At 54.0% G+C, this 12,205-nt stretch carries 7 protein-coding genes; 2 read left to right on the top strand and 5 right to left on the bottom strand.

All coding sequences use genetic code 11. The features are described from left to right. Positions 1–12: 12 nt before the first annotated feature. The 3 genes from elbB to O9K67_RS02785 form a co-directional block, all read right to left on the bottom strand. Positions 13–666 carry an isoprenoid biosynthesis glyoxalase ElbB gene (gene elbB, locus O9K67_RS02795; RefSeq protein ID WP_061492986.1) on the bottom strand — a complete coding sequence of 218 codons (654 nt, stop codon included), beginning with the start codon at positions 664–666 and terminating at the stop codon, positions 13–15. Between the two features lie 230 nt (positions 667–896). Then, positions 897–3,233 carry an aerobic respiration two-component sensor histidine kinase ArcB gene (arcB, locus tag O9K67_RS02790; RefSeq protein ID WP_061492985.1) on the bottom strand — a complete coding sequence of 779 codons (2,337 nt, stop codon included), beginning with the start codon at positions 3,231–3,233 and terminating at the stop codon, positions 897–899. 122 nt (positions 3,234–3,355) lie between these two features. After that, a complete protein-coding gene (locus O9K67_RS02785; protein ID WP_061492984.1) occupies positions 3,356–4,282 on the bottom strand; it encodes a TIGR01212 family radical SAM protein in 927 nt (308 codons plus the stop codon). A 671-nt stretch (positions 4,283–4,953) separates the two neighbouring features. Here O9K67_RS02785 and gltB point away from each other — a divergent pair. Both gltB and O9K67_RS02775 read left to right on the top strand, forming a co-directional pair. Continuing rightward, positions 4,954–9,414: a glutamate synthase large subunit gene (gene gltB, locus O9K67_RS02780; protein ID WP_061492983.1), complete on the top strand. Its 4,461-nt coding sequence runs from the start codon at positions 4,954–4,956 to the stop codon at positions 9,412–9,414. A 9-nt stretch (positions 9,415–9,423) separates the two neighbouring features. Beyond that, complete coding sequence (locus tag O9K67_RS02775) at positions 9,424–10,842, top strand: glutamate synthase small subunit (protein ID WP_061492982.1); 1,419 nt, start codon at positions 9,424–9,426, stop codon at positions 10,840–10,842. A gap of 109 nt (positions 10,843–10,951) precedes the next feature. On the opposite strand, the gene sspB is transcribed toward O9K67_RS02775, so the two are convergent. Together sspB and sspA are read right to left on the bottom strand one after the other, a co-directional pair. Further along, complete coding sequence (gene sspB / locus O9K67_RS02770) at positions 10,952–11,455, bottom strand: ClpXP protease specificity-enhancing factor (RefSeq protein ID WP_061492981.1); 504 nt, start codon at positions 11,453–11,455, stop codon at positions 10,952–10,954. A gap of 4 nt (positions 11,456–11,459) precedes the next feature. Then, a complete protein-coding gene (gene sspA / locus O9K67_RS02765; protein WP_045512693.1) occupies positions 11,460–12,098 on the bottom strand; it encodes a stringent starvation protein SspA in 639 nt (212 codons plus the stop codon). Between the last annotated feature and the right edge of the window lie 107 nt (positions 12,099–12,205).

The raw sequence follows: 12,205 nt of genomic DNA, 5'->3' as shown, positions 1-12,205 counted from the left end.
GAAACACCGTCTTCATTCGGTCAGCACCAGCACCCGCGCCACCAGTTTTTCGATACCTGTCGCCGCCTGAGCGATATCTTCCGCCAGCATATATGCAGGCGTGGTCACCACTTTGTTCTCTTCATCGACAACAATATCGTCCACCGGGCAGGGAACGTGTTCCGCCCCCATCTCTTCCAGCACCTCAGCGGTATCGATATCTGTTCCAATGGTTAGACGTAGCGGAAAATCGAAAATCTTCGGCAGCATCGCAGGGGCAATACACATAAAACCCAGCGGTTTCCCCGCCTTGTGCATCTCAAGCACCAGTTGTTTTAACGTACTATCGACCACGCATTCGCTGCCCTGGCTGGCAAAATTACTCAGATTTTTGGCCGCGCCAAAACCGCCCGGAACAATCAGCGCATCCAGATCGTTTGCTGATGCCTGTGCCAGATTTTGGATCGCGCCACGCGCAATACGGGCGGACTCAATCAGTACATTACGGCTACCAGCCAGCGCTTCACCAGTAAGGTGATTGATAACGTCGCTCTGGCTTTTATCAGGCGCAAAACAGACAGCCTGTGCACCACTGCGTGCGATAGCCAGCAGTGTTATGACAGCCTCATGAATTTCTGATCCATCATAAACACCTGCGCCGCTGAGAATAACGCCCACTTTTTTCATTTTGCTCATCCCTTATGCAACGTACTGTCGATAATTAAAAATTTTGATAAGAGCGCCGTGCTTCACACATTTCACTGATTGATGTAACAAATCATTTAAGATTTGCTATCTTATGTGCGTGCAGTCGAATTTTTTCTGACTACGCCCTTGCAAAAAAATCTAAAAATTACGGCGCAGCCACGGTTTCCCTGGTGTTGGCGCAGTATTCGCGCACCCCGGTTAATCCGGGGTCATTTTTTTCCAGCGTCTGCAACCCAGGCTTTCAATACCGCAACGTCGTTGCGCCACTCTTGTTTCATCTCTTCTACCCAGTCTCCGACATTGTCTGACCAGGCCGGAAGATCCGGCGACTGGATCTGCTGACCCAACTGCTGCAAATGGCGTAACCCAACAGAGCCTGCCGCGCCTTTGATTTTGTGCCCTTCGTCGACGATCCCTTTTTGATCGCGCGCAGTCAGATTCGACTCCAGTACACTCAGGTAACCCGGCATCATTTTCTCGAACACCGCCAGCCCGTCAGTGATCAGCTTCGGCCCGACCAGCTCGATGTATTGCTCAAGCATGGCGATATCAAGCAACGTTTGCGCTTTACTGTTATCCGTGGTCGTCACTTGCTCCTCCTCGTCATTACCGGCATCCCAGAACTTTTTAATCATGGCAGTTAATGCCGGGACCGCCAGCGGTTTGCTTAGCACATCATCCATACCCGCATCGAGATATTCCCGTTTGTCTTTCAGCACGTTGGCAGTTAACGCCACCAGTGGAGGGAGATCTTCGCGGGGATAACGGCTGGTCAGCGCCCGGGAAATATCCAGACCGGTCATATCCGGCAACTGGATATCCAGCAGCACCAGGTCATATTCACCCGGCGTGAACATCTCCAGCGCAGCCGTCCCCGTCATCGCCACGTCTACGCTGCTGCCCAGTTTTTCCAACACAGAACGTGCAACAATCACGTTCAGCTCAATGTCCTCCACCAACAGCACATGTAGCGCTGGAAGCGGCATGTCATCCTCGTCAAACGCGTCTTCGACTTCTTCCGCCACCGCCGGAGCATGGATGGTCAGGGTAAAGACGGAACCGGCTCCCGGCTCACTGCTGACGGTAATATCGCCCCCCATATTTTTTGCCAACCTGCGTGATACGGCCAGACCGATACCGGTCCCGGTTGCCGGTTTTCCGCCATGGCTATCTTTGACCTGATAGTACATGGCGAAAATTTTATCCTGCTCTTCACGGGGAATACCGATACCGGAATCCTGCACCTCAAAGTGCAACATCTCGCCTTCGTCATAGCGCACACGCACCACAACCTGGCCTTCGCGGGTAAACTTGACGGCGTTACTGATAAGATTCCACAGGATCTGCCGCAGGCGCGTACCATCAGCGATAACCTGATGCGGCAATGGCAGCGTCGGCTCAAGCACAAAACGCAGCCCTTTCTGATGCGCCTGCAAACCGGAGAGGTTTTCCAGATCCGCCAGGAAACTGGTGAAGTCGAGAGGCTGGTTATCCAGTTGCACCTTACGGCGCTCCATCTTATCCATGTCGATAATATCGTTAAATATATTCCCCAGCGTGACCGCAGAGACATGGATAGTTTTCAGGTATTTTTCTTGCTCTTCTGTCAATTCGGTATCGAGCAAAATGCGGCTCAGCCCGACAATCCCGTTAAGCGGTGTACGCAGCTCGTGGCTGATCGTTGAGATAAAGGTTGTCTTATCCCGGCTGGCGCGCTCCAGCGCATCCTGATAGCGCTTACGCTCGGTAATATCGCGGCCAAAGCCCATCAGTCCGTGGCGTTTACCGACACGATCGTAATAGGGCACTTTGCGGATTTCGAAACAGGCTTTACGCCCGTCAGGATAGTCAAGCCACTGCTCATAGGTCAGTGACACGTTATGGCGGAAGACTTTCTCATCGGTCTCGATCACTTTTTCCGCTGCTTCCGGCGAGTAAACGTCCTGCGGCTTCAGATTGATCAACTGCTTTTCGCTTTTTCCCGTAAGCAGCTCCATCGCCCGGTTACAGCCAGAAAACTCTTTGTCTTCATTGCGGTAAAACACCAGATCCGGGGAGGCATCAAGGAAAGAGCGCAGGAAAGAAGATTGCTGTTCGAGCTGGATCTGCGTTTGTTCGCGCTCCTGCATCTCTATTTTGAGTTGCTCAAACGTGGACTGCCGTTCAGCCTCCGCCTTTTCGCGATCGCTGATTTCCTGATTAAGCTGCGTAATGTTGTCTTTCAGTTGCACATTGAGCTGGAGATCACGCTCACGCATCTCTTCCAGCTTATCCACCAGGCGAGACAAGCGCTGGCGCGACTCTTCAAGCTGCTCCACCACCACCGACAGGAAATAGACCGCCCAGGGCGTAATCAACAGACCAAAGAAAATGGAGCGGATAACGTCAATGCTTTCCACCTCCCCTTGCAACACCATGGTAACGGCCATCTGCACCACAATCGCAGTCACTACCAAGGCCAGCGCCAGCAGGAGGGAAAAACGCACCAGACCCAGTTTCATCATCAGGTCTACATAATATTGCGCCAGTAAACGGATTTGCTTCATAGAGATTTCCTCGAACAAGTCCGCTCAATAATACCCAATTCTGAGCAAAGGGTTGAAGCGAGTGCGAAAAATGCGGTGGTAGTTCGCGATCCGATGAAAAAATACGAAAGAAGCAGAGCGTGTTACGCGGGAGACTGCCAACAGCGACCTAATGCAGAGCCTTGCGCACCGTGGGCGGTCAGATAACGATCGAGCTCCACCATACCCGTCCAACGGTTTTCGCACCATAGCGGCGCCAGCAACGTCGGGCGACGCGCGCTGGCAGAAACGCGGTGATAAATCATCTCTGGTGGCGTGTGGCGGATCATTTCACCGGCAATCACGGTGTACTCCTCAAGCCCAATGCCATTAAGACGACCGGCTTCCCACGCTTTCGCCATAATGCTGCCTTTCACAATATGCAGCGGATGAAGCTTAATACCGTCGACGCCGGTCTCGACAACGCGTTCAATGGTTTGCAGACAGTCCGGCTGACGTTCGCCAGGCAATCCCACAATCAGATGAGTACACACTTTCAGGCCGCGTTCACGAGCCAGTTGCGTGGTTTTCTGATAACAGGCGAAATCGTGGCCGCGGTTAATGCGGTGCAGTGTTTTATCGTGCGCGGTTTGCAGACCCAGTTCCAGCCAGACTTCATACCCCTGGTGGTGATATTCGCACAGCAGATCCAGCACCGCGTCAGGAACGCAGTCCGGGCGAGTGCCGACGCACAACCCGACAATGCTCGCCTGGCTTACAGCCTGCTGGTACATCGAGCGCAGCACCTGCACTTCAGCCCAGGTGCTGGTATAGGCCTGGAAATACGCAAGATAGCGCCTGGCACGATTAACAAGCATGGCCTGATGGGCCAGTTGTTCGGCAATGGAGCGATGCTGCTGCGCCTCGTCAGCAAAGGAAGCCACATTACAAAAAGTGCATCCCCCACGACCAATCGTGCCATCGCGGTTAGGGCAACTAAAACCGCCATGCAGCGTCAGTTTGTGAACTTTTTGCCCATAACGGCGAGCAAGATCCCCACCAAACATATTGACTAATTTCTGTAACTGCATAATCTGGAAGGCCGCCCTGAAGAAAGGGTGTAGCCTGCCACTTTTAGCTTTCGTCGGCGATGACCTGGATCAATCGCCCGGGAAGGCCTTTATCTATTGCATAAACAGTCAATATAATCGCAATTTCATTCACGCTACAAGCAATTACTTTTCCTTATGTTCCTGCATTATTTTGCAGAAATACGAACACCGGTGAAAAACAGTGACTTTATGCGGGTCCAGCCCCTGATGCAGAATAAAAATCTGCCATTAATTCAACAATCAGAACAGAACGTCATAAAGGGCGCTTTTGTATAGTGAGTCAGATCACACTCTGCTGCCGCTTAGTCTGCCGTTTACTCAATGTAAAAATAGTTAAATTAACTTATTTATCAAAAAGTTAATTCATGTTTAGCACTTTTTTGTATAAATAAGCTCGGCATTTGACCTGTGTACGGATTCCCGATAACTTGGAAATCCGCTGGAAGCTTTCTGGATGAGCAGTCTGCTCATCATATTTATGCAGTAATTGAGATTCCCTCTTAAGCAAGTCCTCAACACTTGTGTATCGATGCGAAAAGGAAATTAAAAGAGGGCGACATGCGAGGCAAATGCCCCGTCGCCATGCTCTTTTTACGCCTGTGCGCATCGTTCAGGAGGGGCTCCCGTAGAGCCTGGGGAGGTTCACTGATATGTTGTACGATAAATCCCTTGAGAGGGATAACTGTGGTTTCGGCCTGATCGCCCACATAGAAGGCGAACCTAGCCACAAGGTAGTGCGCACCGCTATTCACGCACTGGCCAGAATGCAGCACCGTGGCGCTATTCTCGCCGACGGTAAGACCGGTGATGGTTGCGGCCTGTTGCTGCAAAAACCCGATCGTTTCTTCCGGATTGTGGCGGAAGAGCGCGGCTGGCGTTTAGCCAAAAATTACGCCGTGGGCATGCTATTCCTGAACCAGGATCCGGAAAAGGCCAGCGCATCGCGCCGTGTTGTTGAAGAAGAGCTTCAACGTGAGACCTTATCCATTGTTGGCTGGCGCGATGTGCCGACGAACGACGGGGTGCTCGGTGAAATTGCCCTCTCCTCGCTGCCTCGTATTGAGCAAATTTTTGTTAACGCCCCGGCAGGCTGGCGTCCGCGCGATATGGAGCGTCGTCTGTTTATCGCCCGTCGCCGTATTGAAAAACGCCTGCAGGAAGATAAAGAGTTCTACGTTTGTAGCCTTTCGAACCTGGTGAACATCTATAAAGGTCTGTGTATGCCGGCTGACCTGCCGCGCTTCTACCTGGACCTGGCGGACCTGCGTCTGGAATCGGCCATTTGCCTCTTCCACCAGCGCTTCTCCACCAATACCGTACCGCGCTGGCCGCTGGCGCAGCCGTTCCGCTACCTGGCGCACAACGGTGAAATTAACACCATCACCGGTAACCGCCAGTGGGCGCGTGCGCGTACCTATAAATTCCAAACGCCGCTGATTCCGGATCTCCATGATGCCGCGCCGTTCGTCAACGAAACCGGCTCAGACTCCAGTTCGATGGATAATATGCTCGAACTGCTTCTGGCAGGTGGGATGGATATCGTGCGCGCGATGCGTCTGCTGGTACCGCCAGCATGGCAAAACAACCCGGATATGGATCCGGACCTGCGCAGCTTCTTCGACTTTAACTCCATGCATATGGAACCGTGGGACGGCCCGGCGGGCATTGTGATGTCCGACGGTCGTTTCGCCGCCTGTAACCTCGACCGTAATGGTCTGCGTCCGGCGCGCTATGTCATCACCAAAGACAAGCTGATCACCTGTGCTTCTGAAGTGGGCATCTGGGATTACCAGCCGGACGAAGTGGTGGAAAAAGGCCGCGTTGGTCCAGGCGAGTTGATGGTTATCGATACCCGCGGCGGGCGCATCCTGCACTCGGCAGAAACCGATGACGATCTGAAAAGCCGCCACCCGTACAAAGAGTGGATGGAGAAAAACGTCCGCCGTCTTGTGCCATTTGAAGATCTGCCGGATGAAGAAGTCGGCACTCGTGAAATGGATGATGACCTGCTGGCCAGCTATCAGAAACAGTTTAACTACAGTTTTGAAGAACTGGACTCCGTTATCCGCGTACTGGGTGAAAATGGCCAGGAAGCAGTCGGATCAATGGGTGATGACACACCATTCGCCGTGCTCTCCAGCCAGCCGCGCATTATTTATGACTACTTCCGTCAGCAGTTTGCGCAGGTAACCAACCCGCCTATCGATCCGCTGCGTGAAGCGCACGTGATGTCGCTGGCCACCAGTATTGGCCGCGAAATGAACGTCTTCTGCGAAGCTGAAGGCCAGGCGCACCGTCTGAGCTTTAAATCGCCGATCCTGCTCTATTCCGATTTCAAACAGCTCACGACGATAAAAGAGGAGCACTACCGCGCTGATACGCTGGATATCACTTTTGACGTCACCGAAGTGACGCTGGAAGAGACCGTTAAGGCGCTGTGTGATAAAGCTGAACAGATGGTGCGTAACGGCACTGTGCTGCTGGTGCTCTCCGATCGCAATATCGCCAAAAATCGCCTGCCGGTGCCAGCGCCAATGGCAGTGGGCGCCATCCAGACACGTCTGGTTGAGAAGAGCCTGCGCTGTGACGCCAACATTATTGTCGAAACGGCCAGCGCTCGCGACCCGCACCACTTCGCTGTGTTGTTGGGCTTCGGCGCGACGGCAATCTACCCGTATCTGGCATATGAAACGCTGGCCAAACTGGTTGACAATAAAGCCATCGAGAAAAACTACCGCACGGTGATGCTGAACTACCGTAACGGCATCAATAAAGGCCTGTACAAGATCATGTCCAAAATGGGCATCTCGACCATTGCCTCTTATCGCTGTTCAAAACTGTTCGAAGCCGTCGGTCTGCACGACGATGTCGCCGCACTGTGCTTCCAGGGTGTGATTAGCCGTATTGGCGGCGCTGGCTTTAGCGACTTCCAGCAGGATCTGCTGAACCTCTCTAAAGTCGCCTGGCTGGCGCGTAAGCCGCTTTCGCAAGGCGGTTTGCTGAAGTATGTTCACGGCGGCGAATATCACGCTTACAACCCGGACGTGGTGCGTACGCTGCAACAGGCAGTACAGAGCGGCGAGTATAGTGACTATCAGGAATATGCGAAGCTGGTGAACGAACGTCCAGCGGCAACGCTGCGCGACCTGTTATCCATCACGCCAAACGGCGAAGCGGTCAATCTGAAGGACGTGGAACCGGCGAGTGAGTTGTTTAAACGCTTTGATACTGCGGCCATGTCTATCGGTGCATTGAGTCCGGAAGCACACGAAGCGCTGGCTGAAGCCATGAACAGCCTTGGCGGTTTCTCAAACTCTGGTGAAGGTGGTGAGGATCCAGCGCGTTACGGCACCAACAAAGTCTCGCGTATTAAGCAGGTTGCTTCTGGTCGCTTCGGCGTCACACCGGCTTATCTGGTAAACGCTGATGTTATCCAGATCAAAGTCGCTCAGGGGGCTAAACCGGGTGAAGGCGGTCAGTTACCGGGTGATAAAGTCACGCCGTACATCGCGAAACTGCGCTACTCCGTGCCTGGCGTCACGCTGATTTCTCCGCCGCCGCACCACGATATTTACTCGATTGAAGATTTGGCACAGCTCATTTTTGACCTGAAACAGGTCAACCCGAAAGCGATGATCTCCGTGAAGCTGGTTTCCGAACCAGGCGTCGGCACCATCGCGACCGGTGTGGCAAAAGCATACGCCGACTTGATCACTATCGCCGGTTACGATGGCGGCACGGGTGCGAGCCCGCTCTCCTCCGTGAAATATGCTGGTTGCCCGTGGGAACTGGGGCTGGTGGAAACCCAACAGGCGCTGGTTGCCAACGGTCTGCGTCATAAGATCCGTTTGCAGGTGGATGGCGGTCTGAAAACCGGGCAGGACATCATTAAAGCGGCGATCCTGGGCGCAGAAAGCTTTGGCTTCGGCACTGGCCCGATGGTGGCGCTGGGCTGTAAATATCTGCGTATCTGTCACCTCAACAACTGCGCAACCGGCGTAGCAACGCAGGACGATAAACTGCGTAAGAACCACTATCACGGCCTGCCGTTCAAAGTAACGAACTACTTCGAATTCATCGCACGTGAAACCCGTGAGTTGATGGCGCAACTGGGTGTGAAACGTCTGGTCGACCTGATTGGCCGCACTGACTTACTCAAAGAGCTGGAAGGCTTCACCGCGAAGCAACAAAAACTGGATCTGGCGAAACTGCTGGAAACCGCTGAACCCCATCCGGGTAAAGCGCTGTACTGCACCGAAAACAACCCGCCGTTTGATAATGGCGTGCTGAATGCGCAATTGCTGCAGCAGGCGAAACCGTATGTGGATGAAAAACAGAGCAAAACCTTCTGGTTCGATATCCGCAACACCGACCGTTCCGTTGGCGCATTGTTGTCTGGCTATATTGCGCAGACGCACGGCGACCAGGGTCTGGCGGCCGATCCGATTAAAGCCCACTTTAGCGGCACCGCAGGCCAGAGCTTCGGCGTGTGGAACGCAGGCGGGGTTGAGCTTTACCTGACCGGCGATGCCAACGACTACGTCGGTAAAGGTATGGCGGGCGGTCTGCTGGCCATTCGTCCTCCGGTGGGTTCGGCGTTCCGCAGCCATGAAGCGAGCATTATCGGTAACACCTGTCTTTATGGCGCTACCGGTGGCCGACTGTATGCCGCAGGGCGTGCGGGCGAGCGTTTCGCAGTGCGTAACTCGGGGGCTATCACCGTAGTGGAAGGCATTGGCGATAACGGTTGTGAATACATGACCGGCGGTATTGTTTGCGTACTGGGTAAAACCGGCGTCAACTTCGGTGCGGGTATGACAGGCGGCTTCGGCTATGTGCTGGATGAAGACGGTGAATTCCGTAAACGCGTTAACCCGGAACTGGTGGAAGTGTTGAGCGTCGATGACCTCGCCATCCATGAAGAGCATCTGCGCGGTCTGATCACCGAGCATGTGCAGCATACCGGTTCTCAGCGCGGCGAAGAGATCCTGGCGAACTGGCCAGCATTTGCGGCGAAATTCGCTCTGGTTAAGCCGAAATCCAGCGATGTGAAAGCCCTGTTAGGTCACCGTAGTCGCAGCGCGGCTGAGTTGCGCGTGCAGGCGCAGTAAGGAATTCAGATGAGTCAGAATGTTTACCAATTTATCGACCTACAGCGCGTTGACCCGGCAAAAAAACCGCTGAAACTGCGTAAAATTGAATTTGTTGAGATCTATGAGCCCTTCTCTGAAGGTCAGGCCAAGGCGCAGGCAGATCGCTGCCTCTCCTGTGGCAACCCTTACTGCGAGTGGAAATGCCCGGTTCATAACTACATTCCGAACTGGCTGAAGCTGGCTAACGAAGGGCGTATTTTCGAAGCCGCAGAGCTGTCGCATCAGACCAACACCCTGCCGGAGGTGTGCGGGCGTGTATGCCCGCAGGATCGCCTGTGCGAAGGCTCCTGTACGCTGAATGACGAATTTGGTGCCGTGACCATCGGTAATATCGAGCGCTATATCAACGATAAAGCCTTCGAAATGGGCTGGCGTCCGGATTTAACGGGCGTGAAGCAGACCGACAAGCGTGTCGCCATCATCGGTGCAGGTCCGGCCGGGCTGGCGTGTGCCGACGTGCTGACCCGCAATGGTGTAAAAGCGGTCGTCTTTGATCGTCACCCGGAGATCGGCGGCCTTCTGACCTTTGGGATCCCGGCATTTAAGCTGGAAAAAGAGGTAATGACGCGTCGTCGTGAAATCTTCACCGGCATGGGCATCGAATTCAAACTGAATACAGAAGTCGGTCGTGACGTACAGTTGGAAGATCTGCTGAAAGAGTATGACTCCGTCTTCCTGGGCGTGGGAACCTACCAGTCCATGCGTGGTGGCCTTGAGAATGAAGATGCGCAGGGTGTCTATGATGCATTGCCGTTCCTGATCGCCAATACCAAACAGCTTATGGGCTATGGCGAAACACCGGACGCACCGTACGTCAGCATGGAAGGTAAACGCGTCGTGGTGCTTGGCGGGGGTGACACCGCGATGGACTGCGTACGCACTTCGGTTCGCCAGGGTGCCACGCACGTCATCTGCGCCTATCGGCGTGACGAAGAGAACATGCCGGGCTCGAAACGCGAAGTGAAAAACGCACGCGAAGAGGGTGTGGAATTCCAGTTTAACGTGCAGCCGCTGGGCATTGAGATTAATGCCAACGGGAAGGTCTGCGGCGTGAAAATGGCGCGTACCGAGATGGGGGCACCGGATGCGAAAGGCCGTCGTCGTGCAGAGATCGTTGCAGGTTCAGAGCATGTGGTGCCTGCGGATGCAGTTGTTATGGCGTTTGGTTTCCGTCCTCACAGCATGGAGTGGCTGGCGAAGCACAGCGTTGAGCTGGACTCTCAGGGCCGTATTATCGCACCTGAAGGTAGCGAAAATGCCTTCCAGACCAGCAACCCGAAAATCTTTGCCGGTGGTGATATCGTGCGGGGTTCCGATTTGGTCGTTACCGCCATCGCCGAAGGCCGTAAGGCGGCTGAGGGCATCATGAATTTCCTTGAAGTGTAATATCCATGTAGTGCCCAAAAGGAGGCTTCGGCCTCCTTTTTTATTGTCTATTTCAGGGAAGCATCAGGAACTACCGATAGCAAAACAGGGCCAACCGGCCCTGTTTGTTTTATTTCACTACCCGCAGCGACGGACGCCCACCGCGCGGCGGCGGATCATCGTCAGGATTGTTATCCTGATCGTCTGCGTGGTCCGGTTTATCACCGTCGATAACCGACATTACCGTCTCGCTTTCCTGCGCAGGAGCCTCGCCATCATCGTTCAGACTAACGGCGTCTTCGTCGTATGCAGCTTCTGGTTCAAACATGGTGCCAGCGCCGTTTTCACGGGCATAAATCGCCAGTACAGCGGCAAGCGGCACAGAGACCTGGCGAGGTACACCACCGAAGCGAGCGCTGAAGCGCACTTCGTCATTGGCCAGCTCCAGGTTTCCGACCGCGCGCGGCGCGATGTTTAACACGATTTGCCCGTCACGCGCATACTCCATCGGCACGCGTACGCCCGGCATCGTCACATCAACAACCAGATGCGGCGTAAGCTGGTTATCCAGCAGCCATTCGTAAAAGGCCCGTAATAAGTACGGACGGCGTGGAGACAGTTGTGACAAATCCATGCAATTAACCCCGGCCCAGGCGCATTTCGCGCTCGGCTTCTGTCAGAGAGGCGAGGAAAGAGTCGCGTTCAAATACCCGCGTCATATATCCTTTCAGCTCTTTAGCACCTGTGCCGCTCAGCTCGATACCCAGTACCGGCAAACGCCACAGCAGCGGAGCAAGGTAGCAATCCACCAGGCTGAATTCGTCATTCAGGAAGTAAGGTTTCTGGGTGAACAGCGGGCCAATCGCCAGCAGTTCTTCACGGAGTTGTTTACGCGCTGCGTCAGCCTGCGCACCGCTGCTGTTCTGGATAGTATTCATCAGCGAATACCAGTCCTTCTCAATACGGTGCATGTACAGACGGCTTTCACCGCGTGCGACCGGATAAACCGGCATCAACGGCGGGTGCGGGAAACGCTCATCCAGATATTCCATAATGATGCGTGATTCCCACAGAGTGAGCTCACGATCTACAAGTGTCGGTACGCTTTGATTCGGGTTGAGGTCAATCAGATCCTGAGGAGGATTATCCTTTTCCACGTGCTCAATTTCGAAGCTGACACCTTTTTCGGCCAGCACGATACGGACCTGATGGCTATAGATGTCCACAGGACCAGAAAACAGCGTCATTACCGAACGTTTGTTGGCAGCGACAGCCATGAAAACCTCCAGGTATATTCAGTATTTACTACTACCGGACCTAATCGACCGGTCAGATGTTGAGTTAACCACCCGCGCGTACTGTCACTCTCGTTTAAAAAGCAAAC

The sequence above is a fragment of the Kosakonia oryzendophytica genome (assembly GCF_027886705.1).
GTDB lineage: Bacteria > Pseudomonadota > Gammaproteobacteria > Enterobacterales > Enterobacteriaceae > Kosakonia > Kosakonia oryzendophytica.
The sequence above is the reverse complement of the archived record's forward strand: the minus strand, read 5'-3'. Positions and strand labels throughout refer to the sequence as shown.